The sequence below is a fragment of the Pseudomonas rustica genome (assembly GCF_049959085.1).
Classification (GTDB): domain Bacteria; phylum Pseudomonadota; class Gammaproteobacteria; order Pseudomonadales; family Pseudomonadaceae; genus Aquipseudomonas; species Aquipseudomonas rustica.
In genome coordinates, this window is the sequence record NZ_CP188200.1 from 3,171,031 (window position 1) to 3,196,808 (window position 25,778).

Annotated in this window: 24 protein-coding genes and 1 pseudogene; 14 read left to right on the plus strand and 11 right to left on the minus strand. The window is 60.0% G+C overall.

Going from position 1 to position 25,778, the window contains the following annotated elements; translation table 11 throughout:
* Nucleotides 1-265 precede the first annotated feature (265 nt).
* The 3 genes from ACP3TY_RS14475 to ACP3TY_RS14485 all read right to left on the minus strand — a co-directional run bounded on the left by ACP3TY_RS14475 (nt 266) and on the right by ACP3TY_RS14485 (nt 4,654).
* A complete protein-coding gene (locus ACP3TY_RS14475; RefSeq protein WP_426617783.1) occupies nt 266-1,549 on the minus strand; it encodes an NAD(P)/FAD-dependent oxidoreductase in 1,284 nt (427 codons plus the stop codon).
* 53 nt (nt 1,550-1,602) lie between these two features.
* The gene (locus tag ACP3TY_RS14480; protein ID WP_053121086.1) at nt 1,603-3,093 is read right to left on the minus strand and encodes an aldehyde dehydrogenase; all 1,491 of its coding nucleotides are present in this window, start codon (nt 3,091-3,093) and stop codon (nt 1,603-1,605) included.
* Nucleotides 3,094-3,277: 184 nt separating this feature from the next.
* Nucleotides 3,278-4,654: a glutamine synthetase family protein gene (locus ACP3TY_RS14485; RefSeq protein ID WP_159812436.1), complete on the minus strand. Its 1,377-nt coding sequence runs from the start codon at nt 4,652-4,654 to the stop codon at nt 3,278-3,280.
* A 282-nt stretch (nt 4,655-4,936) separates the two neighbouring features.
* Here ACP3TY_RS14485 and ACP3TY_RS14490 point away from each other — a divergent pair, with 282 nt between their 5' ends.
* The 5 genes from ACP3TY_RS14490 to ACP3TY_RS14510 all read left to right on the plus strand — a co-directional run bounded on the left by ACP3TY_RS14490 (nt 4,937) and on the right by ACP3TY_RS14510 (nt 10,258).
* Entirely contained in the window at nt 4,937-5,698 is a 762-nt protein-coding gene (locus ACP3TY_RS14490) for a gamma-glutamyl-gamma-aminobutyrate hydrolase family protein (protein WP_212545961.1), read from the plus strand.
* 346 nt (nt 5,699-6,044) lie between these two features.
* Nucleotides 6,045-7,187: an ABC transporter ATP-binding protein gene (locus ACP3TY_RS14495; RefSeq protein WP_053121089.1), complete on the plus strand. Its 1,143-nt coding sequence runs from the start codon at nt 6,045-6,047 to the stop codon at nt 7,185-7,187.
* 29 nt (nt 7,188-7,216) lie between these two features.
* Nucleotides 7,217-8,098, plus strand: coding sequence for an ABC transporter permease subunit (locus ACP3TY_RS14500; RefSeq protein WP_163005261.1), 882 nt, complete (start codon nt 7,217-7,219; stop codon nt 8,096-8,098).
* The gene (locus ACP3TY_RS14505) at nt 8,095-8,970 is read left to right on the plus strand and encodes an ABC transporter permease subunit (protein ID WP_426617784.1); all 876 of its coding nucleotides are present in this window, start codon (nt 8,095-8,097) and stop codon (nt 8,968-8,970) included. The genes ACP3TY_RS14500 and ACP3TY_RS14505 overlap by 4 nt, the downstream gene beginning before the upstream one ends.
* Before the next feature lie 190 nt (nt 8,971-9,160).
* Nucleotides 9,161-10,258, plus strand: coding sequence for a polyamine ABC transporter substrate-binding protein (locus ACP3TY_RS14510; protein WP_159812438.1), 1,098 nt, complete (start codon nt 9,161-9,163; stop codon nt 10,256-10,258).
* A gap of 245 nt (nt 10,259-10,503) precedes the next feature.
* On the opposite strand, the gene thpR is transcribed toward ACP3TY_RS14510, so the two are convergent.
* Nucleotides 10,504-11,025, minus strand: a complete 522-nt coding sequence (gene thpR / locus ACP3TY_RS14515; RefSeq protein ID WP_426617785.1) for an RNA 2',3'-cyclic phosphodiesterase — start codon at nt 11,023-11,025, stop codon at nt 10,504-10,506.
* Nucleotides 11,026-11,132: 107 nt separating this feature from the next.
* Here thpR and ACP3TY_RS14520 point away from each other — a divergent pair, with 107 nt between their 5' ends.
* Complete coding sequence (locus ACP3TY_RS14520; RefSeq protein WP_426617786.1) at nt 11,133-11,327, plus strand: hypothetical protein; 195 nt, start codon at nt 11,133-11,135, stop codon at nt 11,325-11,327.
* Nucleotides 11,328-11,435: 108 nt separating this feature from the next.
* On the opposite strand, the gene ACP3TY_RS14525 is transcribed toward ACP3TY_RS14520, so the two are convergent.
* Together ACP3TY_RS14525 and ACP3TY_RS14530 are read right to left on the minus strand one after the other, a co-directional pair.
* Complete coding sequence (locus ACP3TY_RS14525; RefSeq protein ID WP_053119325.1) at nt 11,436-11,789, minus strand: DUF1428 domain-containing protein; 354 nt, start codon at nt 11,787-11,789, stop codon at nt 11,436-11,438.
* 2 nt (nt 11,790-11,791) lie between these two features.
* The gene (locus tag ACP3TY_RS14530; protein WP_426617787.1) at nt 11,792-12,874 is read right to left on the minus strand and encodes a hypothetical protein; all 1,083 of its coding nucleotides are present in this window, start codon (nt 12,872-12,874) and stop codon (nt 11,792-11,794) included.
* Nucleotides 12,875-13,158: 284 nt separating this feature from the next.
* On the opposite strand from ACP3TY_RS14530, the gene ACP3TY_RS14535 reads away from it, so the two are divergent.
* Complete coding sequence (locus ACP3TY_RS14535; RefSeq protein WP_426617788.1) at nt 13,159-13,431, plus strand: hypothetical protein; 273 nt, start codon at nt 13,159-13,161, stop codon at nt 13,429-13,431.
* Nucleotides 13,432-13,469: 38 nt separating this feature from the next.
* Here the strand turns inward: ACP3TY_RS14535 and ACP3TY_RS14540 are convergent, their stop codons facing one another.
* Nucleotides 13,470-13,673 carry a hypothetical protein gene (locus tag ACP3TY_RS14540; protein WP_282358419.1) on the minus strand — a complete coding sequence of 68 codons (204 nt, stop codon included), beginning with the start codon at nt 13,671-13,673 and terminating at the stop codon, nt 13,470-13,472.
* A 435-nt stretch (nt 13,674-14,108) separates the two neighbouring features.
* Between ACP3TY_RS14540 and paoA the strand changes: the two genes are divergently transcribed.
* From paoA to paoC, 3 genes are read left to right on the plus strand one after another with little or no spacing between them, the layout of a single operon-like run.
* Entirely contained in the window at nt 14,109-14,732 is a 624-nt protein-coding gene (gene paoA, locus ACP3TY_RS14545) for an aldehyde dehydrogenase iron-sulfur subunit PaoA (protein WP_159812444.1), read from the plus strand.
* Nucleotides 14,729-15,682: an FAD binding domain-containing protein gene (locus tag ACP3TY_RS14550; protein ID WP_426617789.1), complete on the plus strand. Its 954-nt coding sequence runs from the start codon at nt 14,729-14,731 to the stop codon at nt 15,680-15,682. The genes paoA and ACP3TY_RS14550 overlap by 4 nt, the downstream gene beginning before the upstream one ends.
* The gene (paoC, locus tag ACP3TY_RS14555; protein WP_426617790.1) at nt 15,679-17,877 is read left to right on the plus strand and encodes an aldehyde oxidoreductase molybdenum-binding subunit PaoC; all 2,199 of its coding nucleotides are present in this window, start codon (nt 15,679-15,681) and stop codon (nt 17,875-17,877) included. Before ACP3TY_RS14550 ends, paoC begins: the two co-directional genes overlap by 4 nt.
* Before the next feature lie 112 nt (nt 17,878-17,989).
* Here paoC and ACP3TY_RS14560 read toward each other — a convergent pair whose 3' ends face one another.
* Nucleotides 17,990-18,466, minus strand: a complete 477-nt coding sequence (locus tag ACP3TY_RS14560) for a (R)-mandelonitrile lyase (RefSeq protein WP_212545966.1) — start codon at nt 18,464-18,466, stop codon at nt 17,990-17,992.
* Nucleotides 18,467-18,564: 98 nt separating this feature from the next.
* Here ACP3TY_RS14560 and ACP3TY_RS14565 point away from each other — a divergent pair, with 98 nt between their 5' ends.
* Nucleotides 18,565-19,458 (plus strand): LysR family transcriptional regulator, encoded by an 894-nt coding sequence (locus ACP3TY_RS14565; protein WP_401239039.1) that lies wholly within the window; start codon nt 18,565-18,567, stop codon nt 19,456-19,458.
* 145 nt (nt 19,459-19,603) lie between these two features.
* Here ACP3TY_RS14565 and ACP3TY_RS14570 read toward each other — a convergent pair whose 3' ends face one another.
* Nucleotides 19,604-20,548, minus strand: a complete 945-nt coding sequence (locus ACP3TY_RS14570) for an aldo/keto reductase (protein WP_426617791.1) — start codon at nt 20,546-20,548, stop codon at nt 19,604-19,606.
* 112 nt (nt 20,549-20,660) lie between these two features.
* On the opposite strand from ACP3TY_RS14570, the gene ACP3TY_RS14575 reads away from it, so the two are divergent.
* Nucleotides 20,661-21,431 carry an alpha/beta hydrolase gene (locus tag ACP3TY_RS14575; protein WP_426617792.1) on the plus strand — a complete coding sequence of 257 codons (771 nt, stop codon included), beginning with the start codon at nt 20,661-20,663 and terminating at the stop codon, nt 21,429-21,431.
* 215 nt (nt 21,432-21,646) lie between these two features.
* Nucleotides 21,647-22,510, plus strand: a complete 864-nt coding sequence (locus ACP3TY_RS14580; protein ID WP_426617793.1) for a CAP domain-containing protein — start codon at nt 21,647-21,649, stop codon at nt 22,508-22,510.
* Nucleotides 22,511-22,627: 117 nt separating this feature from the next.
* On the opposite strand, the pseudogene ACP3TY_RS14585 reads toward ACP3TY_RS14580, so the two are convergent.
* A pseudogene (locus tag ACP3TY_RS14585) lies at nt 22,628-23,259 on the minus strand (PQQ-binding-like beta-propeller repeat protein).
* Nucleotides 23,260-23,289: 30 nt separating this feature from the next.
* The gene (locus ACP3TY_RS14590) at nt 23,290-24,501 is read right to left on the minus strand and encodes a helix-turn-helix domain-containing protein (RefSeq protein WP_426617794.1); all 1,212 of its coding nucleotides are present in this window, start codon (nt 24,499-24,501) and stop codon (nt 23,290-23,292) included.
* A 690-nt stretch (nt 24,502-25,191) separates the two neighbouring features.
* On the opposite strand from ACP3TY_RS14590, the gene ACP3TY_RS14595 reads away from it, so the two are divergent.
* Complete coding sequence (locus ACP3TY_RS14595) at nt 25,192-25,620, plus strand: nuclear transport factor 2 family protein (RefSeq protein WP_159812453.1); 429 nt, start codon at nt 25,192-25,194, stop codon at nt 25,618-25,620.
* Nucleotides 25,621-25,778: the final 158 nt, after the last annotated feature.

The window sequence follows — 25,778 nt, forward strand, 5'->3', positions numbered from 1 at the left end:
GCGGCTATTAAATCACGTTTGGTGGTGTTGCTCAGCAGGTTCGATGGACGGTGGGGCAAATGCACCCGCCGAAATCTGTAGGAGCAAGGCTTGCCCGCGAATGCGGTGTGTCAGGCGACAGGGATGTTGCTTGAAATGGCCCCTTCGCGAGCAAGCTCAGCTCCTACAAAAATAGCGGTGGAGCAGCCGAATCGTACATTCAGCACGATCTGCACATCATGTAAAAACCGGCGCGGTCTTGGCGACCGTCGCCGGGGAGGTAACTTTAGATGCCGAAACGGTCGCGCAGCGAGTAGTACACGGCGCCAAGAGCGGTCAACGGCGCGGAGAACATGCGGCCGCCGAGCATTGGCATGTGCGGCAACGAGGCGAACGCATCGAAACGCTCGGCATCGCCACGGATCATTTCCGAGATCAGCTTGCCGGCGAGGTGCGAGCAGGTCACGCCGTGACCGCTGTAGCCCTGCATGTAGTAGGCGTTTTTCTCGATGCGACCGAATTGCGGCATACGCGACATGGTCAGCAGGAAGTTGCCGGTCCAGCGGTAGTCGATTTTGACGTCTTTGAGCTGCGGGAAGGTCTTGAGGATCTTCGGACGGATCAGTTGTTCGATGTCGTCCGGTTCACGCGCGCCGTAGACCACGCCGCCGCCGTAGAGCAGACGATTGTCGGCAGTCAGGCGGTAGTAATCCAACAGGTAATTGCAGTCTTCGACGCAGTAATTGTTGGTGATCAGGCTGCGCGCCTGCTTTTCAGTCAACGGTTCGGTGACAACGATCTGCGAGCCGCACGGCATGCTTTTCGCGGTCACGCGGTTGTCCAGACCTTGCGGTAGGTAAGCGTTGCCAGCGATCAACAGATACTTGGCGCGCACCTGGCCTTTGGCAGTACGGATAACGTTCGGCTCGCCGTATTTGATTTCCACGGCAGCCGATTGCTCGTAAATCTTGCCGCCCAGACGCACGATGGCTGCCGCTTCACCGAGTGCCAGGTTCAACGGATGAACGTGGCCGCCTTGCATGTCGAGCAAGCCGCCAACGTAAGCGTCGGAACCGACTTCGCGACGAATCTCAGCCGCGTCGAGCATCTTCAGGTTGTTGTTGCCGTAACGTTCCCAGCCGCGTTTTTGCTCGGCCAGACCGTTGAGTTGTTTCTTGTTCATCGCTGCGAAGATGCCGCCCGGGCGGTAGTCGCATTTGATGTCGTAATCCTTGATGCGCGAACGGATGATGTCGGCGCCTTCGAAAATCATGCTGCCGAGGATCTCTGCGGTCTTGTCGCCATAGCGCGCTTCGATCACGTCGACGTCGCGGCTGTAGGAGTTGACCAGTTGGCCGCCGTTGCGACCGCTGGCGCCGTAGCCGACTTTCGCCGCTTCGAGCACCGTCACTTTATAGCCGGCTTCGGTCAGGAACAGCGCCGAGGACAGGCCGGTGTAGCCGGCGCCGATGATGCAGACATCGCAGTCCACCGCTTCTTCGAGAATCGGAAAATCGATGACTTCGTTGCGGGTGGCGGCGTAGTAGCTGTTGACGTGTTGCTGTTTCATGTTTGTTCTCCGAAGGTCGCCGATCACTGCCGGCGACCGCCGCGGTAAAAGAGTTAGAGCTTGATCCAGGTCGCTTTCAGCTCGGTGTACTTGTCGAACGCGTGCAGCGATTTATCGCGACCGTTGCCCGACTGTTTGAAGCCACCGAACGGTGCGGTCATGTCGCCGCCGTCGTACTGGTTGACCCAGACGCTGCCGGCACGCAAGCCGCGTGCGAAGGTGTGCGCCTTGCTCAGGTTGCTGGTCCAGACACCGGCGGCGAGGCCGAAGATGCTGTCATTGGCGATCTGCAGCGCTTCTTCAACGGTGTCGAAGGTGATCAGCGACAGCACCGGGCCGAAGATTTCTTCCTGAGCGATGGTCATCGCGTTGGTCACGCCGTCGAACAACGCCGGTTGCACGTACAGGCCACCGGTTTCTTCGAGGGTGCGCTCGCCGCCGGCAATTAGCTCGGCGCCCTGCTCACGACCGATGCTGATATAGCGCAGCACGTTGTCGAGTTGACGCTGATCGACCACGGCACCGACGGTGGTGGCTGGATCGAGGGCGTGCCCCGGTTTCCACGCTTGCAGTGCTTCCACCAGCAGCGGAATGAATTGCTCGCGGATCGAACGCTCGACCAGCAGGCGCGAACCGGCGGTGCACACTTCGCCCTGGTTGAACGCAATGGCGCCGGCCGCTGCTTGTGCTGCCGCGCGCAAATCCGGTGCGTCGGCAAACACCACGTTCGGGCTCTTGCCCCCTGCTTCGAGCCAGACGCGTTTCATGTTGCTTTGGCCGGCATAAATCATCAGTTGCTTGGCAATCGCCGTGGAGCCGGTGAAGGCCAGCACGTCGACGTCCATGTGCAACGCCAACGCTTTGCCGACGGTGTGGCCGAAGCCTGGCAGCACGTTGAACACGCCTTTCGGAATGCCGGCATCCAGCGCCAGTTGCGCGATGCGGATCGCCGTCAGTGGCGACTTTTCCGAAGGTTTCAGAATGAACGAGTTGCCCGCTGCCAGCGCCGGGGCGAATTTCCAGCTGGCCATGATCAACGGGAAGTTCCACGGCACGATGGCCGCTACGACGCCGGACGGCTCGCGGGTGATCAGGCCGAGTTGGTCGTGTGGGGTCGCGGCGACTTCGTCGTAAATCTTGTCGATGGCTTCGGCGCTCCAGCGGATCGCGTTAGCGGTCGCCGGGATGTCGATGCTCATCGAATCGCTGATCGGTTTACCCATGTCGAGGGTTTCCAGCAGCGCCAGTTCCTCCTGGTTCTGCAGGATCAGATCGGCGAAGCGAATCAGGATGCGCTTGCGCTCGGCCGGGGCTTTGTGCGCCCACACGCCGGATTCAAAAGACTGACGCGCGACTTCAACGGCGAGGTTGGCGTCGGCTTCATCGGTGCTGGCCACGGAGGCGAGGAAACGGCCGTCAACAGGGCTCAGGCATTCGAAGGTGTCGCCGCTGATAGCCGGGCGATATTCACCGTTGATGAACGCGCGGGACTCGATGGTCAGAGACTGGAAGCGTTGTTCCCAGTCGTTGCGGGTAGTTGTCATTGTTGTGGCTCGACAAGGGGGATTGGGTGATCGGCGGACGAACGCCGCCGATCAAAATCTGGTAACCCGATCCCCTGTAGGAGCTGCCGAAGGCTGCGATCTTTTGACTTTGATTTTTTAAAAGCAAGATCAAAAGATCGCAGCCTTCGGCAGCTCCTACAGGGTTACGGCGGTGGGTCAACCGTCAGACCGTATGCAGATACCAGTTGTACTCAAGGTCAGAGATCGAGTTTTCGAACTCGGCCAGTTCGCTTTCCTTGCACGCGACGAAGACGTCGATGTACAGCGGGTCGATGTACTTGGCCATGACTTCGCTGTCGTCCAGCTCGCGCAGTGCGTCGCGCAGGTTGTTCGGCAGGCTCTGTTCGTTCTGCTCGTAGCTGTTGCCTTCAACCGGCGCGCCCGGCTCGATCTTGTTGGTCAGACCGTGGTGAATACCGGCCAGAACAGACGCCATCAGCAAGTACGGGTTGGCGTCGGCGCCAGCAACACGGTGCTCGATGCGCACGGAGTCCGGTGAGCCGGTCGGTACGCGCACGGCCACGGTGCGGTTGTCGATGCCCCAGCTTGGCGAGTTCGGTACGTAGAACTGCGCGCCAAAGCGGCGGTAAGAGTTGACGTTCGGGCACAGGAAAGCCATTTGCGCAGGCAGGGTCTCCAGCACACCGCCGATCGCGTGACGCAGCGCGGCGTTCTGCTCGGGATCCTCGCTGGCGAAGATGTTGTTGCCTTCTTTGTCCAGGATCGAAATGTGTACGTGCAGACCGTTGCCCGCCTGGCCCGGATACGGCTTGGCCATGAAGGTGGTGTCCATCTCGTGGTCGTAGGCGATGTTCTTCACCAGACGCTTGAGCAGGACGGCGTAGTCGCACGCCTTGATCGGGTCGGACACGTGATGCAGGTTGACTTCGAACTGCGCCGGGGCGCTTTCCTTGACGATGGCGTCAGCAGGAATGCCCTGCTCTTTCGCGCCTTCGAGGATGTCTTGCAGGCAGTCGACGTATTCGTCGAGATCGTCGATCAGGTACACCTGAGTCGACACCGGACGCTTGCCGGAGACTGGCGAACGTGGCGATTGTGGACGGCCGTTCACGTTGTCCTGGTCGATCAGATAAAACTCGAGTTCGAACGCGGCGCAGATGGTCAGGCCCATTTCGTCGAACTTGCGCACGACGTTGGCCAACACTTCACGCGGGTCAGCGAAGAACGGCTGGCCTTCCAGTTCGTGCATGGTCATTAACAGTTGTGCGGTCGGGCGCTTTTGCCAAGGCTCGATGCTCAGCGTGCCGGGGATCGGATAGCAGATGCGGTCAGCATCACCGATGTCCAGGCCCAGACCGGTGCTTTCCACCGTGGAGCCATTGATGTCGAGGGCGAAAAGCGAGGCCGGCAGGTTGATGCCTTTCTCGTAAACCTTATGAAGACTGGTGCGTTCGATGCGCTTGCCGCGCACCACACCGTTCATATCCGCAATCAGAAGGTCGACGTACAAAACCTCAGGATATTTCTTAAGGAATGCGTTTGCTTCGTTGAGTTGAACGGTACGCAGAGGGACCGACATGATGCACCTATTTAGCTGTTAATTATTATGTTCACTACCGTGTTGCGCAGCCAGTCAATCCGAAAGGCAAAGTGAAGTCAATAGCGAACAGCTGGCCTCCAAGGGTTTATTTTTAGGGCTTTTATTAACACTCTCGTGCCAACACAGGCGCCAAAGCCCCTAGATTCATGAAGATTTGATGAACGGCGTTTAGAATTTTTTACATGGCAGTTGTTAATTAAAATAAACGCGGATAAGCTCCGGAAAAGCTCGTTCAAGTGTCAAACTTCGAGGTGAATAAAAATGGCATTCAAGCCATTGATCGGCGTTACAGCGTGCGTCAAACAGATTGGCCTGCACCCCTATCACATCAGCGGTGACAAGTACTTACGTGCTGTCAGCGTTGGCGCCAACGGGTTGCCAGTGGTCATTCCTTCCCTTGGCAACCTGACTGAAATCGATGACCTGCTCGGTCAACTCGACGGTCTGTTGCTGACCGGCTCGCCCTCGAACGTGGAACCTTTCCACTATCAAGGCCCGGCCAGCGCACCCGGCACGGATCACGATCCGGCGCGGGATGCCACGACTCTTCCTTTATTACGTGCAGCCATCGCGGCGGGCGTTCCGGTGCTCGGCATCTGCCGTGGTTTCCAGGAAATGAACGTGGCGTTCGGTGGCAGCCTGCACCAAAAGGTGCACGAGCTGCCGGGCATGCTTGATCACCGCGAGGCCGACAGCCCGGAACTCGCCGTGCAGTACGCGCCGGCGCATGCCGTGACGGTGCTGGGCGGTGGCGTGTTCGAAGCGCTCGAGTTGCCGGGTGAGTTTCAGGTCAATTCGATTCACAGCCAGGGCATCGACCGCCTCGCGCCCGGCCTGCGTGCCGAAGCCGTGGCACCGGACGGTTTGATCGAAGCGATCTCGGTCGCCGACAGCCCGACCTTTGCCCTCGGCGTGCAATGGCACCCGGAATGGCAGGTGCTGGACAACCCGAACTACCTGAAGATTTTCCAGGCATTCGGCGCGGCTTGCCGGCAACGGGCGGCGCAGCGCAACCAGCGCTGATCCAACCCAAGAATATGTAACGATTCACTGCCCCCTCGGATGTCGGGTGTGCCTGCGCACATCCGTCATTCGTGAACAGCAACACCCGTAATAACAACAAGTACGACCCAGGCAGCCAGGACGGCGGCGCCGAACAAGCCAGGACAACCCACTGAAAATGTGGCCCCTGCAGGAGCTGCCGAAGGCTGCGATCTTTTGATGTTGATTGTAAAAAACAAGATCAAAAGATCGCATCCTTCGGCAGTTCCTACAGGGATATGTGTGAGGGGGATGGTTGTTCCTGGCTTGCAATCCACTTAAGCCCGGCCACGTTGGCTGAGCGAACGAAACCTGTTGGGAGTTTCACATGGCAAACGCCTCCAGCACTTACCGGAAGGCACTTGAAGGTCATCAGCAACCGAAAAAGGTTCTGGTGAAAGTCGATCGTGTCACCAAGAAGTTCGACGAAACCACGGCAGTGGACGATGTGTCCCTGGAGATCCATCAGGGCGAAATCTTCGCCCTGCTCGGCGGCTCCGGCTCGGGCAAATCGACCCTTCTGCGCATGCTTGCCGGTTTCGAGCGGCCGACTGAAGGGCGGATTCTGCTCGACGGCGTGGACATCACCGACATGCCGCCGTACGAGCGGCCGATCAACATGATGTTCCAGTCCTATGCGCTGTTCCCACACATGACCGTCGCGCAGAACATCGCCTTCGGCCTCAAGCAGGACCGTTTGCCGGCCAGTGAAATCGATGCCCGCGTCGATGAAATGCTGCGCCTCGTGCACATGACCCAATACGCCAAACGCAAACCGCATCAGTTGTCCGGCGGTCAGCGTCAACGCGTCGCCCTCGCCCGCTCGCTGGCCAAACGTCCGAAGCTGTTGCTGCTCGACGAACCAATGGGTGCGCTGGATAAAAAGCTGCGTTCGCAGATGCAACTGGAGCTGGTGCAAATCATCGAGCGCGTCGGCGTGACCTGCGTGATGGTGACCCACGACCAGGAAGAAGCCATGACCATGGCTGAGCGCATCGCCATCATGCACTTGGGCTGGATCGCGCAGATCGGCAGCCCGATCGACATTTATGAAGCTCCGGTCAGCCGCATGGTTTGCGAATTCATCGGCAACGTGAACGCCTTCGACGGCACCGTGGTGGAAGACCTTGAAGGTCACGCGATCATCCACAGCCCGGACTTGCAGCAGAAGATCTACGTCGGTCACGGCGTCAGCACCTCGGTGCAGGACAAGTCGATCACCTACGCGATCCGTCCAGAAAAAATGCTGGTCAGCACTACTAAACCGGAGTTCCGCTACAACTGGTCCGAAGGCAAGGTGCATGACATCGCTTACCTCGGCGGTCACTCGGTGTTCTACGTCGAACTGCCGGGCGGCAAAATCGTCCAGTCGTTCATGGCCAACGCCGAACGCCGTGGCGCGCGTCCGACCTGGGACGACAAAGTCTACGTCTGGTGGGAAGACGACAGCGGCGTGGTACTGCGCTCATGAGAACCTTCAATCAGCAATTCCTGCGCCTGGTGCCCAGCGGACGAAAACTGGTGATCGGTATTCCGTTCATCTGGCTGTTCCTGTTCTTCATGCTGCCGTTCTTTCTGGTGATGAAGATCAGTTTCTCGGAAGCCGCGCTGTCGATCCCGCCGTACTCGGAGATCTACACCTACGCCGAACAGAAATTCCAGTTGCTGCTGAACATCGGCAACTACACCATGCTCGGCGAAGACGAGCTGTACCTGTCGGCCTACCTCGGTTCGCTGAAAGTCGCGGCGCTGAGCACGATGATGTGCCTGCTGATCGGTTTTCCGATGGCCTACGCGATCACCAAGACCGGCAAGGAAACGCAAAACGTCCTGCTGCTGTTGATCATGATGCCAACCTGGACCGCGATCCTGATCCGCGTTTACGCGTGGATGGGCATCCTCAGCAACAACGGTCTGCTCAACGCGTTTCTGATGTGGACGGGGCTGACCGATCACCCGATCGAGATCCTCAACACCAACACCGCCGTCTATATAGGCGTGGTTTACGCCTACCTGCCGTTCATGGTGTTGCCGCTGTACGCCAACCTCGTCAAGCACGACGGCAGCCTGTTGGAAGCCGCGTCGGATCTGGGTTCGAGCAACTTCAACAACTTCTGGAAAATTACCGTGCCGCTGGCCAAGAACGGGATTATTGCCGGTTGCATGCTGGTATTTATTCCGGTGGTCGGTGAGTTCGTGATCCCAGAACTGCTGGGTGGCCCGGAGACGCTGATGATCGGTCGCGTGCTGTGGCAAGAGTTCTTCAATAACCGCGACTGGCCGGTGGCGTCTGCCCTGGCGGTGGTGATGCTGTTGATTCTGATTGTGCCGATTCTGCTGTTCAACCGCAGCCAGGCCAAAGAGATGGAGGCACGGGGATGAAACGCTTCGGTTTTTCCAAGTTCATGTTGATCTTCGGCCTGATGTTCATTTATCTGCCGATGCTGATTCTGGTGATCTACTCGTTCAACGCCTCGAAACTGGTGACGGTGTGGGGTGGCTGGTCGATCAAGTGGTACGTCGGCCTGCTCGACAACACGCAACTGATGGGCTCGGTGGTGCGCTCGCTGGAAATCGCCTGCTACACCGCGATTGCTGCCGTGGCATTGGGCACATTGGCGGCATTCGTGCTGACCCGTGTAACTCGCTTCAAGGGCCGCACTCTATTCGGTGGCCTGGTCACCGCGCCGTTGGTGATGCCTGAAGTGATCACCGGTCTGTCGCTGTTGCTGCTGTTCGTAGCGATGGCGCAGTTGATCGGCTGGCCGCAGGAGCGTGGCATCGTCACCATCTGGATCGCCCACACCACGTTTTGTGCCGCTTATGTGGCAGTGGTAGTCTCCGCCCGCCTTCGCGAGCTGGATCTGTCGATCGAAGAAGCGGCGATGGACCTCGGTGCGAAGCCGTTCAAGGTGTTTTTCCTGATCACCATCCCGATGATCGCGCCGTCGCTGGCCGCGGGCGGCATGATGTCGTTCGCTTTGTCGCTGGATGACTTGGTGTTGGCGAGCTTCGTGTCCGGGCCGGGTTCGACGACCTTGCCGATGGAAGTGTTCTCGGCCGTGCGTCTGGGCGTGAAACCTGAGATCAACGCCGTGGCGAGCCTGATTCTGCTGGCGGTGTCGCTGGTGACCTTCCTCGTCTGGTACTTCGGCCGCAAGGCAGAAGCCAACCGCAAGCGTGCGATTCAGGAAGCAATGGATCAGACCGCGAATGAGTCGTGGCAGCCTCAGCAACAAGCCGCCACCGCATAACCCTGTAGGAGCTGCGGCACGCTGCGATCTTTTGACTTTGCATTTGAAGATCAAAAGATCGCAGCCTCGTTTCACTCGACAGCTCCTACAAAAATGTAGTCAGCCCCTCGGTCAGTCCCCTCTCCCTCCGGGAGAGGGTCAGGGTGAGGGGGTTTTGCGTAATGTGAATAAAAAGAATGGAGTTGTACCGATGAAAATGTTTGGCAGGACTCTGCTGACACTGTCCTTAATGGGCGCAATCGTCATGGGCGCCCAGGCCAACGACAAGGTGCTGCGTGTTTACAACTGGTCCGATTACATCGCGCCGGACACCGTCAAGAAATTCGAAGACGAAACCGGCATCCGTGTGACCTATGACGTCTTCGACAGCAACGAGACCCTTGAGGCGCGCTTGCTGGCGGGCAAATCCGGTTACGACATCGTCGTGCCGTCCAACAGTTTCCTGGCCAAGCAGATCAAGGCTGGCGTCTATCAGACGCTGGACAAATCGAAGCTGCCGAACTGGAAGAATCTCAACCCGGTGCTGCTGAAAAACGCCGCCGCCAGTGATCCGGACAACGCTCATGCGTTCCCGTACATGTGGGGCTCGATCGGCATCGGTTTCAACCCGGCCAAGGTCAAGGAAGTGCTCGGCGCCAACGCCCCGACCAACTCCTGGGACTTGCTGTTCAAACCGGAAAACGCTGAAAAGCTCAAAGCCTGCGGCATCAGCTTCCTCGATTCGCCGACCGAAATGCTCCCGGCCGCCCTGCACTACCTGGGCTACCCGGTGAACGACAAGGACACCGCGCACATCGCTGAAGCCGAAGCGTTGTTCATGAAAATCCGCCCGTATGTGGCGTATTTCCATTCCTCGAAATACATCTCCGATCTGGCCAACGGCAACATTTGCGTGGCGGTCGGTTACTCGGGTGACGTGCTGCAGGCCAAGGCCCGCGCGGTGGAATCGGGCAACAACGTGGTCATCGACTACAGCATTCCCAAGGAAGGCGCCGGCAGCTTCTACGACATGGTCGCCATCCCGCGCGATGCCAGCAACGTCGACAACGCCTACCTGTTCATGAATTTCCTGATGCGCCCGGACATCATCGCCGAAGTCACCAACAGCATCGGCTACAGCAACGCCAACGCGGCGGCCACGCCACTGGTGGATGAAGCGATCCGCAACGACCCGGGCTCGTACCCGACAGACGCGGTGATGGCGACGTTGTACGCCGTGCCGGATCAACCGATTGCCACGCAGCGCATCATGACGCGCGGCTGGACCCGGGTGAAGCTCGGTAAATAACTGATACGCGCGATGATCGTTCCCACGCTCCGCGTGGGAACGCAGCCCGGGACGCTCTGCGTCCCAAAGCGTGACGCGGAGCGTCACAAGAGGCATTCCCACGCAGAGCGTAGGAACGATCAGTGTAAAAATTTCCCGTTCGCGCAGCGCCTTACCACCGCTGCAACCTCTCTATGAACGGCCTCACCTGGCTCCCTCGGCTCAGGTGAATTCTCAGGCGCCTTCGGGCGCCTTTTTTTGTCGCGTCAGGTCAGCGGCCAATCCTGCAAAACGCGATAACGGCCCTTGTGCGATTCAAACAAGGCAAAGCGTTCAGCTCGCAAAAAGAACTCCGGTGGCGTAGCGGCTTCCGGCTCCGGCGCGCGGTAGTCACGGGCCAACGTCAGGTGCGGGCGAAACTCGCGGGGCGTCTCTTCAAAACCGAAAGGCAACATCGCCTGTTCCAACGCGTAAACCAAGCGCAATAACGCCTGCGGTGCCTGCTCAGGCGCCAGCGACAACACGCCCGGACGATGCCAGACCTGCAAGCGATCCAGCGAAATCCTCAACGCCTCCCCGGGCGTGCGCACTTTGCTGGCGGCTTGGCAAACTTCATTGATCTGCGCCAACGGCACCGCTCCGAGAAACAACAGCGTCAGGTGAAAGTTATCGGCCGGCACCGGTTTGCCAGTGCGCAAACCCAACTCGCCGCGCCACTGAGCAATCGCCTTGCGCTGCACCGGCGGGCAATCGAGGGCGAAAAACAGTCGCTTCGCTTCATCGGTCATGGCCCTGCTCCCCTGTTCATGGTAATCCGCCGGATTCTACACAGCCTGAACTGACGACTCGCGACAGGCAGCTATAGTTCAAGGATTGCCATCAACCGGAGGCCGCCATGCGCGAGATCCTCAGCAAAGAGCCATGGTGGGCCCGACCGCCGAGTCCCGGGCAGGATGAAAAGGAACTGGAATGGGGCTGGCTGGTGCATTACAGCGAGGGTGAACCGCGTTTTGAATTCGTCCGCGAACGGCCAAGCGACGAAGAAATTCGCCAGCGCAAAAGCTGCCGAATCACCCCCTCACCCGAGTGACGATATCCCTGTAGGAGCTGCGGCACGCTGCGATCTTTTGATCTTGTTTTTAAAATCAAAATCAAAAGATCGCAGCGTGCCGCAGCTCCTACAGGGGATGGTGTGGGGTCAAGGTTCGAGGAGGTATTGGAAGCCGCCGTAGATCATGCGCTGGCCATCAAACGGCATCGGGTTGACGTCGGGTTGCATGCGCGGGTCTTCCATCATTTTTGCCATGCCGGCGTCGCGGGTGGCTTTGTCGGGCCAGATCAGCCAGCCAGACACCACGGTTTCGCCTTCTTTGAGTTTCACCGCCATAGGAAACGACGTGAGCTTGCCGTCCGGCACGTCATCGCCCCAGCATTCAGCCACGCTGAGCGCACCGTATTCCTTGAACAGTTTTGCCGCGATCACGCAGTGTTGTTTGTACTGTTCACGATTGGCAGTCGGCACAGGCGCCACGAAAATATCGATGTAAGCCATGATCATTCTCCTTGTACGTTGGGTTCGATCTGCTGAGTAGTCGAATCCGGCGGCTGCCATTCGACACGGTTCACGCCCAAGCCGACCGACGGTTCCTCCCGCGCACCCAGATTGCGTTCGACCTGACCGGCCATGTGCAGCGTGCCGGCCATGACGCCGGTCGTCGGGTTCTGCACCAGTTTCAGCCAGGCCTTATCAAAGGTGCTGCCGAGACTGTTGCGGATCAACGCTTCGCTGTCGGGGCGATCATTGGCCTGAATGATCGCGCGGATCCCCGCGACACCCACCGAAATCAGTCCACCGGCCAACTTCCCAGCGGCGGCTGCCACGGCACTGGCAGCTCCGCGCGGGGCCATCTCCGCTTCCATGCGCTGGCTCGCGCGTTTGGCCACCGGCGCCATGCCGGCGTCCGTCGAGGCAATCCCCTTGGCGCCGCCGTCGGTATGGATCTTGTCGATGAGCGCGGCATACGCCGGCAGCGTGTTCAGCGGTTCGCTGCTGATGACTTGATACAACGAAGCATCGCGCGCTGGCGGAGGGCCGAGCGCGATCGCCGGAATCTTCTGCAACCGCCCATTGAGCTGAGCAACCGGCACCCCATGACGCTGGGCGATGAGCGGCATCTGCTGGGCCATCAACTGCGCATAGAACGCCGTGGCCTGACCGAGAATCGCGTCCGGGTCGACCTCCACCGCCACCGGCGCCAGCACTTTTTTCTGATATTGCTCAAGCAGATACGCCGCCAGACGCTTGGCGGAAGCGTCCTGTTCGCCACCGGCACTGACGGTGTACCAACTGACCTTCATCGACAGCCATTCCTGCGTCCAGTAGCTGCTGAACCACGGGATGAAATTTTCTTCAGTTTGCTCATAGACGCGAATGCGCCAATGTTCCATCGAACCGCGGGCAAACAGCTTGACCTGCTCGGTGGCCTGCTGAGAGACGCTGACGATCTCGCGGTCGATCTGCTGCCAGGTTGCAGGCGAGACGAACACGGCTTTAGGCGCTGACACCGGGGCACGGGCCGACGTGGCGCAGCCGGCCAGCAGAAACAGTGCGGCGACGAGCAGCGCACGCAGGTTCACGGTGGTGGAGTCCTTTGAACAGGAAGAGGCAGATTTGAGTATAGGTGCGGGGGATGGCCGTTGGTCTGGTTGTGGCTGCACCGGCCTTTTCGCGAGCAGGCTCGCTCCCACATTTGAAATGCAATCCCCTGTGGGAGCGAGCCTGCTCGCGAAGAGGCCATCAGCAGCAACATATACCGCAACCATCACTGCCATCGATATCCACCATCGCCACGATTGCCTTCCGCCCACCGCCCATCAAAGGCACGATTGCCACATCCGAGACGCAACGAGGAGTTCACATCATGATTCACACCATCACACTCTCCGTGAGTTTCCCGGTGTTCGGCAGCAACTACTACGACCAGCAGTACGTGTCGCACAAGACGCAGGCGCTGGTGTTCAACGAAGCTTTCGAAGATCTGCTGATGCCCGCCGCGATCAATCACTTCAGCAATGAAGTGGTCGGCATCAACGATCAGTTCCGCTTTCTGAGCGACATTCTCGCCACCCATTTGCTGGACATCGAGGCCTCCGTGCCTACGCGATCCCGCGTCCAGGCGAGCGCTCACTTTTAACAACAAGGGCGTCCCACGGGACGCCCTTTTTCATTCAATCAATCATCATCGCGATCACGGTAGTAGCGACGGCCGTCGCGGTGATCATCGCGATCGTCCCAGCGCCGGTCATGGTCGTAATCACGGCCATGATCCCGGTCGTAGTGCCGGCCATGGCGATGGTCATCATCAAAATCCGCCACACAACCACCGAGCAAAACGGCGGCGGTCACGGTCAGCAATATCGTTGTAGCGCGCTTCATTCAACACTTCCCTAAAACCAAGGTCTTGACGACGGAATCGGCCACGCTGCCCACGCCTTCAGGACGCGGTGCGCGCAGCCGCAGATACGACCGGACAAAACCGTGTTGATTCAGTGGCCACTATCGACCGTTAGTCGGCCTGTCGGATCGGCGTAGCGCCCTTCGCGAGCAAGCTTTGCTCCTACAAAGCGCATCGCATCGCCGCTTTCCTTGCAGGAGCCGAGCTTGCTCGCGAAGAGGCCAGCCCCGTGACCGCAAAATCCAAACCCGCCAAAAGATTGCCGAACACCGCACATAACAGTCTGGCGCAAATCCAACAAAACCTTTCCCTCCCCCCCGCGGTCACTCCTTAACGAGACCGGCGATCACGCTGGCTGCCCGTTTGGGCCATTCGCAACCCCGCTGCCCTGATTGAGAGAGACAAGGAATCGAACCATGACGATTTCCCGACGCAGATTTTTAATCCTCGGCGCCGTGACCGCGACAGCCTTCGCGATGCCCCCGTTTATCAGCCTCAAGGCCTATGCGGCCAACCTGGAGCAACCCGCCATGAGCAAAGTGACGATTCAAGTCAACGGCAAACCCCAGGCGCTGGAGGTCGACAACCGCACCACTCTGCTCGACGCCCTGCGCGAACACCTGCACCTGACCGGCAGCAAAAAAGGCTGCGACCACGGCCAGTGCGGCGCCTGCACGGTGATTGCCGATGGTCGGCGGATCAACTCCTGCCTGACCCTGGCGGTGATGCACGAAGGCAGTGAAATCACCACCATCGAAGGCCTTGGCATGCCCGACCAGTTACACCCGATGCAAGCCGCGTTCATCAAGCACGACGGTTATCAGTGCGGCTATTGCACGCCCGGGCAAATCTGTTCGGCAGTGTCGGTGATCAAAGAAATTCGCGATGGCATTCCCAGCCATGTCAGCCCCAGCCTGACGGATTCCCCGCAACTGATCGCCAGTGAATTTCAGGAGCGCATGAGCGGCAACATCTGCCGCTGCGGTGCTTACTCGAACATCATCGAAGCCATGACTGAAGTCGCGGAGGTGCCGGCATGAGACCGTTCAATTACAGCCGCGCCGACTCCCCCGCTGCCGCTGCGCAAGCGGCGCAGATTGAAGGCGCCAAGTTCATTGCCGGCGGCACCAATCTGCTGGACTTGATGAAGCTCGACATCGAAACCCCGCTGCACCTGATCGACGTCAATCACTTGGGGCTGGATCAGATCGAAGCCACGCCCGAGGGTGGTTTGCGCATCGGCGCGCTGGTGCGCAACACCGATCTGGCTGCCGACAGCCGCGTGCGCAAGGATTACGCTTTGCTCTCACGCGCCTTACTCGCCGGCGCGTCCGGCCAGTTGCGCAACATGGCAACCACCGCCGGCAACTTGCTGCAACGCACACGCTGCCCGTACTTCTACGACACCAATCAGGCGTGCAACAAACGCCAGCCCGGCAGTGGTTGCGCAGCGATTGGCGGGGTCAGTCGGCAACTGGGGATCATCGGCGTCAGCGACGCCTGCATCGCCACGCACCCGAGTGACATGGCCATCGCCATGCGCGCCCTCGATGCACAGATCGAAACAGTGAAACCCGACGGCAGCACCCGCAGCATCGCCATGGCCGATTTTCATCAGTTGCCCGGCAACACGCCGAACATCGAAACCAGCCTCGCGCCCGGCGAATTCATCACCGCCGTGACCTTGCCCGCACCCGTCGGCGGCACGCACATTTATCACAAGGTGCGTGATCGCTCGTCGTACGCATTTGCGCTGGTCTCGGTCGGCCTGATTCTGCAAAAGGATGGCAGCGGCCGCATCGCTGTCGGCGGGATCGCGCCGAAACCGTGGCGCGTCGAAGCCGCGGAAGCGCTACTGCCCGACGGCGCGAAAGCCGTCAGCGCACGCCTGCTCGATGGCGCGACGCCGACCCACGACAACCAATTCAAACTGACCCTGGTCGAGCGCACGCTCGGTTCGGTGTTGGCGCAAGCGAGGGAAAAAGCATGAAATTCGACACGCCCGCCACCACCAACCCGATCGACCAGTTAAAGGTCATCGGCAAACCCACCGACCGCATCGAAGGCCCGCTGAAAACCAGCGGTCAGGCGCCGTATGCCTACGAGCAACACGAGGCAGTGGCCAATCAGGCTTACGGCTTCATGGTCGGCTCAGCCATTGCCAAAGGCCGGATCAACAACATCGACCTTGAAGACGCGAAAGCTGCGCCGGGCGTGCTGGCGATCGTCACTGCCGCCAACGCGGGCAAGCTCGGCAAGGGCAAATACAACGCCGCGCACCTGCTCGCCGGGCCGGAAATTCAACACTATCACCAGGCTGTCGCCTTGGTCGTTGCGGAGACTTTCGAACAGGCGCGCGCCGCCGCGCAAATGGTCAAGGTTGATTACGTGGCGGCCACTGGCGAGTTCGATCTGGCCAGCGTGCGCGACAAAGGCGTCGAGCCGAAAGAAGAGTTGCCAGACGTCAGCCACGGTGATTTCGCCAAGGCGTTCGAAGCCGCGCCGGTGCAGTTCGATCAGACCTACACGACGCCGGATCAGTCACACGCGATGATGGAGCCGCACGCCACATTGGCCGCGTGGAAAGGCGATGAGCTGACGCTGTGGACGTCCAATCAGATGATCGCCTGGAGCGTCGACGATATCGCCACCACCCTCGGTTTGCCGAAGGAAAAAGTCCGCCTGATTTCGCCGTACATTGGCGGCGGATTCGGCGGCAAACTGTTCATCCGCGCCGACTCCATCCTCGCTGCACTCGGCGCACGAATGGCTGGCAGACCGGTGAAAGTCGCCCTCGCCCGCCCGCAAATGGCCAACAACACCACCCACCGCCCCGCCACCATTCAGCGCATTCGCATGGGTGCGACGGCGGACGGCAAACTCACGGCAATCGCCCACGAAGGCTGGTCGGGCAACCTGGAGGACGGCAAAGTCGAGGTCGCGGCGCAGCCGAGTCAATTACTCTACGCCGCTGAAAATCGACTGGTCACGATGCGCCTCGCGCCGCTTGATCTACCCGAAGGCAATTCCATGCGCGCCCCCGGCGAAACGCCCGGGCTGATGGTGTTGGAAATCGCCATGGACGAAATGGCCGAGCAGCTGAAACTTGATCCAATCCAGTTCCGCATCCTCAACGACACTCAGGTCGATCCGGTGAAAACCGAGCGGCCGTTTTCCCAGCGCCGCTTGATCGAATGCCTGCAAACCGGCGCCGACAAGTTCGGCTGGAGCCAGCGCAATGCTCAGCCGGGCACCCGCCGCGAAGGTCGCTGGCTGATCGGCATGGGCGTGGCGGCGGCGATCCGTAACAACCTGCTGGTCAAATCGGGCGCGCGGGTGAAGCTGGAACGCGACGGCAAGGTCACCGTGGAAACCGACATGACCGACATCGGCACCGGCAGCTACACGATCATCGCGCAGACAGCCGCCGAGATGATGGGCGTGGGTTTGAAGGACGTGACGGTGCACTTGGGCGATTCGAGCTTCCCGGTTTCGTCGGGTTCTGGCGGCCAATTCGGCGCCAATTGCTCGACCGCCGGGGTGTATGCCGCATGCATGAAACTGCGCGAGGCCGTGGCGGGCAAGCTCGGGTTGGCGGCGGATCAGGCTGAGTTTGTCGACGGTGAAGTGCGCGTCGGCGACAAGCGTGTGCCGCTGCGTAATGCTGCGCAAAACGGCGTGTTGGTGGCCGAGGACAGCATCGAATTTGCCGACCTTGCCAAGCAATATCAGCAGTCGACGTTTGGTGCGCATTTCGTTGAGGTGGCTGTGGACGCGGCGACTGGCGAAATCCGCGTGCGGCGCATGCTCGCGGTGTGTGCGGCAGGACGGATTCTTAACCCGAAAGCGGCGCGCAGTCAGGTGATCGGCGCGATGACCATGGGCGTCGGTGCGGCGTTGATGGAAGAACTGTCGATCGACAAGAAGCTCGGTTTTTTTGTTAACCATGATCTGGCGGGATACGAAGTGCCGGTGCATGCCGACATTCCCCATCAGGAGGTGATTTTTCTTGATGAAACCGATCCGATTTCTTCGCCGATGAAGGCGAAAGGTGTCGGTGAGTTGGGCATTTGCGGGGTGAGTGCGGCGGTGGCGAATGCGATCTATAACGCCACGGGCGCGCGGGTGCGGGAGTATCCGATTACCCTCGACAAAATCCTGTCGTCACTCCCCGAAATGACCTAAACAAAACCCCTGTAGGAGCTGCCGAAGGCTGCGATCTTTTGACTTTGATTTTTAAAAGCAAGATCAAGAGATCGCAGCCTACGGCAGCTCCTACATGGATCACGGGGTAGTCTCAGTCGATCTGCGGGTATTGCTCAGCGCTCACCTGCTCCATCCACTCCACCACCTTGCCATCAAGCACTTCCGCAATCGCGATATGCGTCATCGCCGTGGTTGGCGCCGCCCCGTGCCAATGTTTGGCACCCGGCGCAATCCATACAGTATCCCCCGGGCGAATCTCGCGTACCGGTTGCCCCCATTCCTGCACGAAACCCACCCCAGCGGTGACGATCAATGTCTGCCCCAGTGGATGGGTGTGCCACGCCGTGCGCGCGCCCGGCTCGAATGTCACCGTCGCGCCACTGACCCGCGCTTCATCAGATCCCTTGAACGGTGCATCAACGCGCACGGTGCCGGTGAACCAATCCGCCGGGCCACGGGCCGAAGGTTGCGAGCCGTTGGGCGTAACGCTCACGCGAGGATTTTCATTGGCCTGCACTTCACCTGCCAACAGGGACAGGGTCAGAGCAGAAGCAGCAATCGGGTTCATGGCAAGTTCCTCCAGAGAATCAATGCCATCACTTTACCGACCCGCACTCTTCAGATAATCGACTAGAATTCGAAAAAACTTATGCGAGACACTCATCAATGCTTCGGGAAAACGCCACCGACCTGCTCGCCTTCCTCGCCGTGGCCCGCGAACGCAGCTTCACCAAAGCTGCCGCCAAGCTCGGCGTCTCGCAATCGGCGCTGAGCCACACCATTCGCGCCCTCGAGGCGCGCCTTGGCCTGCGCCTGTTGACGCGCACCACACGCAGCGTCTCGCCCACCGAGGCCGGCGAGCACCTGCTGCAAACCATCGGCCCGCGCTTCGAAGAGATCGAAGTGGAACTGGCGGCCCTGAGCAACTTGCGCGAAACCCCGGCGGGCAAAATCCGCATCAACGCCACTGACCATTCGCTGGACTGGCTGCTGCGCCCGGTACTCAAGGAGTTCCTGCCCAAGTACCCCGACATCGCCGTCGAAGTCAGCTGTGATTATGGTTTCGTCGACATCGCCGGCCAGGGCTTCGACGCCGGCATTCGGTTGGGCGAAGACGTTGCGCAAGGCATGATCGCCACGCGCATCGGCCCGGACATGCGCATGGCGGTGGTCGGCTCGCCCGCGTATTTCGCCCGCTGCCCCGCCCCGCAAACCCCGCGCGACCTGACCGACCACGCCTGCAACAACTTGCGCCTGCCCACCAACGGCGGGCTGTATAGCTGGGAGTTCGAGAAGGATGGCGAAAGCCTGAAGGTGCGAGTATCCGGGCAGATCACGTTGAACGGCGTCTACCCGTTACTTGATGCGGCGCTGGATGGGTTCGGTTTGAGCTACATCCCGGAGAACATTGTCGAGCCGTATCTGGCCGATGGTCGCTTGCAGCAAGTGCTTGAGGATTGGTGCCCGACATTCGCCGGGTATCACCTCTACTACCCGAGCCGGCGTCAGGCGGCACCGGCATTTGCGTTGTTGCTGGAGGCGTTGCGCTATCGCCCCTGACCCCAACCGCCAACCTGCTTTATGCAGGAGCAGAGCTTGCTCGCGAAGAGGCCATATCAGTCGATTTTTTCGCTGACTGATACACCGCTTTCGCGAGCAAGCTCGGCTCCTGCAAGATTCGTCGCAAGCTGGATATCGCCACGGACTAACCCACCAACGCAATTAACTGATGCCGCTGCGCGTCGGTGAGCATCGGCCCGAATCCGGCCCTGACGTTGTCGGCCATATAACGCGGATTGCTCGTCCCCGGAATCACACAGGTCACCGCCGGATGCGCCAGCAGAAACTTCAGCGCCAGTTGCGGCCAGCTGTTGACCTGGACGTCCGACACCCACGCCGGCAAAGGTTTGCCCTTGAGCCGGCCCAGCAAAGCACCGCCACCAAACGGCCGATTGCAGATCACCGCCACCCCGCGCTCACGGCACAGCGGCAGGATGCGTTTCTCCACACCTCGATCATCGAGGGCGTAGTTGATTTGTAGAAAATCCAGTTGCTCATTCTTCAACACCGCTTCGACTTCATCGTAAGCCGAGGACGTGTAATGGGTGATGCCGATGTAGCGGATGCGCCCCTGTTCTTTCCATTCGCGCAGGGTCGGCAGGTGGGTTTGCCAGTCGAGCAGGTTGTGGATCTGCATCAGGTCGATGCGTTCGGTGCGCAGCAGGCTGAACGACTGCTCCATCTGTGCGATGCCTTCCTCGCGCCCGCGTACCCACACCTTGGTCGCCAGAAACGCCGGCGAACGCGGTTCATGGATCGACAGCAGTTCGCCGGTGGTCTGCTCGGCGCGGCCATACATGGGTGAGCTGTCGATCACCGTGCCACCCTTGGTGAACAGCTCATCGAGCACCGCCGGCAGCTGCCGATAAGCCGGGTCGCCCGGCGCGACATCGAAACCGCGATACGTGCCCAGACCGACCAGGGGCAATGACTCGGAGCTGGAGGGGATGGCGCGGGTCTGCATGGCTTGGCCTCGGATAGTCGCGGGTGGCGCGGCAGTGGCCAACGCCCGATCAAAAGTGAAGACTGCCGAAACCCCGGCAGCCAGCGTGAGCAATCGGCGACGGGAGTAACCCTCAGTGTGGCTCATGCTGGTTCCCCTGCTGCGTGAATCTGTTGCATGTTGTGTGCGCAGACCGTCTGGCGAAATCGCTGGACTACACTGCGACTGCCGACTTCCTTACCCCGTTAAAAGTAGCCGAATGTCCCGAACCCTGATGTTACTCGTCGCATTGATCGTCGCTGTGTACCTGGTGCTGTGCGCGGCGCTGTTCGTTTTTCAGCGCTCGCTGATCTATTTTCCGCAGGCCGGCACGGTGGAGTCGGCGGAGTCACGGCTGAAATTGTCGATGGCGGATGCCGACGTCTGGGTGACCACCCGCGAGCGTGTCGGGCAGCGGGCGCTGATCTATTTCGGCGGCAATGCCGAGGATGTCTCGCACAACCTGCCGGAGTTCGCCGCGGCGTTCCCGGATTACGCACTGTACTTTCTGCACTATCGAGGGTTTGGTGGCAGCGGCGGCAAGCCTGCCGAGGAGGCAATTGCCGAGGATGCGCTGGCATTGTTTGATCAGGTGTACGCCAGCCATCCGCAGGTGGCGGTGATCGGGCGCAGTCTGGGTTCGGGCGTCGCGGTGCGTCTGGCCAGTCAACGGCCGGTGCAGAATTTGATTCTGGTGACGCCGTACAACAGCCTCGAAGAAGTCGCCGTGAAGCAATATCCGTGGGTGCCGGTGAAGTGGTTGCTCAAGGATCGTTATGAATCAGGCAAATACGCGGAGCATATTCGCGTGCCGACGTTGTTGCTGGCGGCGAGTGATGACGAAGTGATTGCGCGGGACAGTACCGAGCGGCTATTGAGGAATTTTCCCGAGGGGGTGGCGGTGCTTAAGGTGGTGCCGGATTCGGGGCATAACTCGATTTCCGAGCGGGGGGAGTATTTGCGGTGGATGGGCGATGTGTTGAATCGCTGAGTTTTGTGTTGGCGGGTCTGGCCTCTTCGCGAGCAAGCTTTGCTCCTACAAGGGCTTGAGCTCCACACAATGCCGTAGGAGCAGAGCTTGCTCGCGAAGGGGCCGGCCAAATCACATCAATACCCCAGAAAAAAACCACACCTGCCACCCTGAACCAAGTCCAAAAAGCCCAGTCCTACACGCGCCGCTTTTTCCTCTCCTGAGCCGTCCACTCCATGCGCCACACCGCCCACCCACTTCGTCTGGTTTCGCTGTGCCTGCTGCTTTCGCCTTTGTTTGCTCAATCCGCCCACGCCGGCGCCGAACGCCAACTGGTCGCGGCCATCAACGACTACCGCGCCCACCCGCAACGCTGCGACCGACGCCCCGCGCAGCGCCTGGCTCCGCTGGCGTTGAAAGATAATCTCGCGCTGCCCATCGGCTATGGCTCCGGCGGCGGCATGCGCGAGGCGCTGAAATCGTCCGGATATGCGGCGGTGACCGTGCGCAGCATCCGCATCGTCGGTGCAGAGGATGCCGACGAAGCCTTCGACCAGCTACAAGACCACTACTGCGGCGCATTGCTCGACAGTCAGTACGCCGACATCGGCATCAGCCGTTCGCGCAGTGAATGGCAAGTGGTGCTGGCGCGGCCGGTGCTCGACAACCGTGTCGGCGATAATCGTAGCGTCGGCAAAGCGCTGCTCGCCGAGGTCAATGCCGCTCGCGCCCGGCCACGGATGTGTGGGCGTCAACGCTTCGCTGCCGCCCGACCGCTGAGTTGGAACGCTGCGCTGGGCGCGGCCGCACAAGGGCACAGTAAGGCCATGGCTTATGGCAATTATTTTGCGCATCGTGATCCGGACGGTGATTTGCCGGCAGATCGCGCTAGAGCGGCGGGTTATCGTGGCCGGCAAATTGGTGAAAACATTGCCGCCGGACAGAGTTCGCCGGGCAAGGCGATGGCCGGGTGGCTGGCCAGTCCGGGGCATTGCGCCAATTTGATGAACCCGATGTTTACCCAGGTGGGAGCGGGTTTTGCCAGCGAGGCGCGTAGTGATGAAGGGGTTTACTGGACGATGCTGTTTGGTGCGCCTTGATTTTTGATTTAAAGCAAATGGCCCTTTCGCGAGCAGGCTCGCTCCCACAGTAGATCGGCGTACACAGGCCGAAGTGGGAGCGAGCCTGCTCGCGAAGAGGCCAGCAGTGTCACCTCATCACTTGGGCCGACGCACCGCCCGCACCCGCCCGCTATTACCACCGCCACAATAGAACCGATCCTTGCCATCCGCCTCCAGCCCCGACACGCCAGTCCCGTCGGGCATCGTCAGGCTTTCCAGTACCTCCCGTTACCCGGATCGATCCGCCGCAGTTCGCTCTCCTCGCCTTCCCACGTGCCATGCCACAGCGCGCCATCAACCCACGTCACGCCGGTGACAAAGCGGTTCGACTCCAGCGTGCGCAAAATCTCGCCGGTTTCCGGGTTGATCTGATGGATTTTACGGTCGCGATACTGACCAACCCATAACGAACCCTCAGCCCAGGCCATGCCGGAATCGTTGCCACCACCGGGTGCGGCGATGGTGTTGAGGATGCGCCCCGTGGCCGGGTCGATTTTGTGGATGTGGCGGTCGGCAATCTGGAACAGATGTTTGCCATCGAACGCGGTGCCGCCATCAGCGCCGACCTTGAGCGTGCGCACGGTTTCGCCGCTGGCCGGATCCAGCGCATTGAGTTGACCATCGCTGGCAAACCAGACTTGCTGACCGTCGAAGGTCACGCCGTGAATGCCGTCGATCCCTTCGAACGGGCCGTACTCGCGAAGGATTTCTGCGTTTGCGTGTTTCATGGGGGCTTCCTCGTGTTGGTTGAGACCAGCCTAGCCATTGCCCAGCGACACCGGGAGTAACAAGATCGTCGCGAAACCCGGCACCGGTGGCGTCATCCAGCGCCGTGATCGGCCCAGACCGAAGGACTGGATTTTGTTTTCCGAGGCCAGTGTCTCGAGCGCTCGTTGCACTTGGCGTTGACTGCTGCCCAATGCGAATGCCAGTGCTGAGCTCGACCACGCTTCGCCATCCGCGAGCAAGGCCAGCAGCGCCGCATGTTTGTCCTCGACCGGCAAGGTCAGCAGCGCCACCTCTTCGGCCACCAACGTAAACCCGCGAGGCGTGGCGCGGATGTTCGCCAGCGGTTGCAGCGCTGAGCGCAAGCGGCCGATTTCAACGCGTAGCCGTGCTCGGTGCGATTCATCGTTGAGTTGCAAACGGAAAGCCTTGGCAATCAGCGCCTCTCGCGAGACATCGCCCGGCCAGGCTTCGGCCAGCAGTCTGGCGAGACTGAATAAAATCGGTCGGCTGGCCAGCCCAACCGTCATGCCGGCGCCGCGCACGCTGTAGCGGCAGGCATCGATGACCAGCGCTTTTGAAGCGAACATGGTTTCTACTTCTGCGAGTTTCAGCGGCTGCTCTTTTCCGCTGATGATCAATCTGGCAACCGGCGCCTCAAGGATTTGCGCGGCGTGCTCGACTTCAACGCTCAACGCCTCAATGCCAGCCTCCCGCGCCGCGTGTTGCGCGCGAACCAGCGCCGCCTGCGCCCTGTGCGCCTGAACCCTGCGCAAGGCGATGCCCGCCGCCACCAGTTCATGGGCGGCACGCAAGGCTGGCGGAAGTGGTGCAGGATCCTGTTCAGCGAGCAACCGTTCAGCGTCATCCAGCTCACCGATCAACAACAATCGACGAATCTGCAAGTAACGCGCGTGCGCCGCGTTGAGCCGGTCACCGTGATCCTCCAGCAACCGACGCGCCGCCTCCAGCGCCTCCACCGGCCAGCCCAGATCGCGCGCCGCCAGCGCCACTTCGGCCTCGGCAACAAGACACCGCGCCCGCGACAGCGGCTCATTGCGACCGAACGCCTTCACCGCTCGCTCCAACAACGCCTTGGCACGCGGCAGATCACCCAACTGCGCCATGGCGATACCGCGCAACGCCAGCGCCGGCGGGTCTTCGCGCAGGGCGACGAAATTCAGTGCCGCCAACGGATCCCCCGCCGCAAGCGCACGGCTGGCGGCGGTGATCAGTGAGTCCATGGTGAATGACGCATGGCGGAGGTTCCCCCAAAGGTTAAGGACGACGCCGAACCTGTGGCGAGGGAGCTTGCTCCCGCTGGAGTGCGAGCGGCCCCCCGCTCTTCAGTTCAAAACAGGGCCTGCTGCGCAGTCCAGCGGGAGCAAGCTCCCTCGCCACAATGGATCGGGGCTCAGCCCTAAATAAAATTGGAGCTTCAGGGGAGTCTAATACCGGTCACTTGAGCTGTTCGGTTTTCTTTAAAAGTTCGAACAACCCCTTGGGGTTTGTTGCTGGATCGGGTCGTGAAAACTGTTCACAACGCGTTTCAAACCGGAGAAATTGTCGCGAGCACGCCGATCAGAATGGTCAGTGTCAGAAATCCACCCAGGAAAATCGCCATCTTGAACATAGAGCTCTCCTCAATGCAGGGTTTGCGGTGCACTGGACGCTTCGGAATGAAGGACTGCCGTGAGTGACCGCACTGCCGGGGTATTTTGAGCCGGTGACTGAACCGGTTACAGGGGCAGATAGAATCGAAAAAAGCGTATCAGATGACATCTGATCTGTAGGAGCTGCCGAAGGCTGCGATCTTTTGATCTGGATCCTTGAACATCAAGATCAAAAGATCGCAGCCTCGTTTCACTCGACAGCTCCTACAGGCTAGAGTGACTGCGGTCGTGCAAAAACAATAAAAACTCTGGGGTAAATCCATGTCCGAATTGAACCTGCAGCCCAACGTTGCCGAATCGCTGAACCGCTGGCACGAGATGATCCGCACCGGCAACTTGAGCGCCCTGCCCGAGTTGCTTGACGCCAAAGCCGTATTCCGCTCACCGATGGCGCACACGCCCTACCCCGGCGCGCCGGTGGTGTCGATGATCCTCAATACGGTGTTCGAGGTGTTTCAAGACTTTGAATATCACCGTGAGCTGGCGACGGCGGATGGTTTGAATGTGATTCTGGAGTTCAGCGCCAAGGTCGGAACGAAGGAACTGAAAGGCATCGACATGATTCGCTTTGATGAGCAGGGCAAGATTGTCGAGTTTGAAGTGATGGTGCGGCCGTTGAGCGGGTTGCAGGCGTTGGGCGAGGAAATGGGGCGGCGGCTTGGCGCTTATCTGGCCTCCGCGAAACCCTGACATCTGAACATCTGAACATCTGAACGTCTTAACGTCTTAACACCGAAACAATTCTGTAGGAGCTGCCGAAGGCTGCGATCTTTTGATTCTAAAACAAGATCAAAAGATCGCAGCCTTCGGCAGCTCCTACAGGGACTACAGGGAATACAGGGAATACA

Excerpts from the sequence above, each read along its gene's own strand:
- ACP3TY_RS14475 (WP_426617783.1), bottom strand. The coding sequence starts at position 1,549 with ATGAAACAGCAACACGTCAACAGCTACTACGCCGCCACCCGCAACGAA.
- ACP3TY_RS14480 (WP_053121086.1), bottom strand. The coding sequence starts at position 3,093 with ATGACAACTACCCGCAACGACTGGGAACAACGCTTCCAGTCTCTGACC.
- ACP3TY_RS14485 (WP_159812436.1), bottom strand. The coding sequence starts at position 4,654 with ATGTCGGTCCCTCTGCGTACCGTTCAACTCAACGAAGCAAACGCATTC.
- ACP3TY_RS14490 (WP_212545961.1), top strand. The coding sequence starts at position 4,937 with ATGGCATTCAAGCCATTGATCGGCGTTACAGCGTGCGTCAAACAGATT.
- ACP3TY_RS14495 (WP_053121089.1), top strand. The coding sequence starts at position 6,045 with ATGGCAAACGCCTCCAGCACTTACCGGAAGGCACTTGAAGGTCATCAG.
- ACP3TY_RS14505 (WP_426617784.1), top strand. The coding sequence starts at position 8,095 with ATGAAACGCTTCGGTTTTTCCAAGTTCATGTTGATCTTCGGCCTGATG.
- ACP3TY_RS14510 (WP_159812438.1), top strand. The coding sequence starts at position 9,161 with ATGAAAATGTTTGGCAGGACTCTGCTGACACTGTCCTTAATGGGCGCA.
- thpR (WP_426617785.1), bottom strand. The coding sequence starts at position 11,025 with ATGACCGATGAAGCGAAGCGACTGTTTTTCGCCCTCGATTGCCCGCCG.
- ACP3TY_RS14520 (WP_426617786.1), top strand. The coding sequence starts at position 11,133 with ATGCGCGAGATCCTCAGCAAAGAGCCATGGTGGGCCCGACCGCCGAGT.
- ACP3TY_RS14525 (WP_053119325.1), bottom strand. The coding sequence starts at position 11,789 with ATGGCTTACATCGATATTTTCGTGGCGCCTGTGCCGACTGCCAATCGT.
- ACP3TY_RS14535 (WP_426617788.1), top strand. The coding sequence starts at position 13,159 with ATGATTCACACCATCACACTCTCCGTGAGTTTCCCGGTGTTCGGCAGC.
- ACP3TY_RS14540 (WP_282358419.1), bottom strand. The coding sequence starts at position 13,673 with ATGAAGCGCGCTACAACGATATTGCTGACCGTGACCGCCGCCGTTTTG.
- paoA (WP_159812444.1), top strand. The coding sequence starts at position 14,109 with ATGACGATTTCCCGACGCAGATTTTTAATCCTCGGCGCCGTGACCGCG.
- ACP3TY_RS14550 (WP_426617789.1), top strand. The coding sequence starts at position 14,729 with ATGAGACCGTTCAATTACAGCCGCGCCGACTCCCCCGCTGCCGCTGCG.
- paoC (WP_426617790.1), top strand. The coding sequence starts at position 15,679 with ATGAAATTCGACACGCCCGCCACCACCAACCCGATCGACCAGTTAAAG.
- ACP3TY_RS14560 (WP_212545966.1), bottom strand. The coding sequence starts at position 18,466 with ATGAACCCGATTGCTGCTTCTGCTCTGACCCTGTCCCTGTTGGCAGGT.
- ACP3TY_RS14565 (WP_401239039.1), top strand. The coding sequence starts at position 18,565 with ATGCTTCGGGAAAACGCCACCGACCTGCTCGCCTTCCTCGCCGTGGCC.
- ACP3TY_RS14570 (WP_426617791.1), bottom strand. The coding sequence starts at position 20,548 with ATGAGCCACACTGAGGGTTACTCCCGTCGCCGATTGCTCACGCTGGCT.
- ACP3TY_RS14575 (WP_426617792.1), top strand. The coding sequence starts at position 20,661 with ATGTCCCGAACCCTGATGTTACTCGTCGCATTGATCGTCGCTGTGTAC.
- ACP3TY_RS14580 (WP_426617793.1), top strand. The coding sequence starts at position 21,647 with ATGCGCCACACCGCCCACCCACTTCGTCTGGTTTCGCTGTGCCTGCTG.
- ACP3TY_RS14590 (WP_426617794.1), bottom strand. The coding sequence starts at position 24,501 with ATGGACTCACTGATCACCGCCGCCAGCCGTGCGCTTGCGGCGGGGGAT.
- ACP3TY_RS14595 (WP_159812453.1), top strand. The coding sequence starts at position 25,192 with ATGTCCGAATTGAACCTGCAGCCCAACGTTGCCGAATCGCTGAACCGC.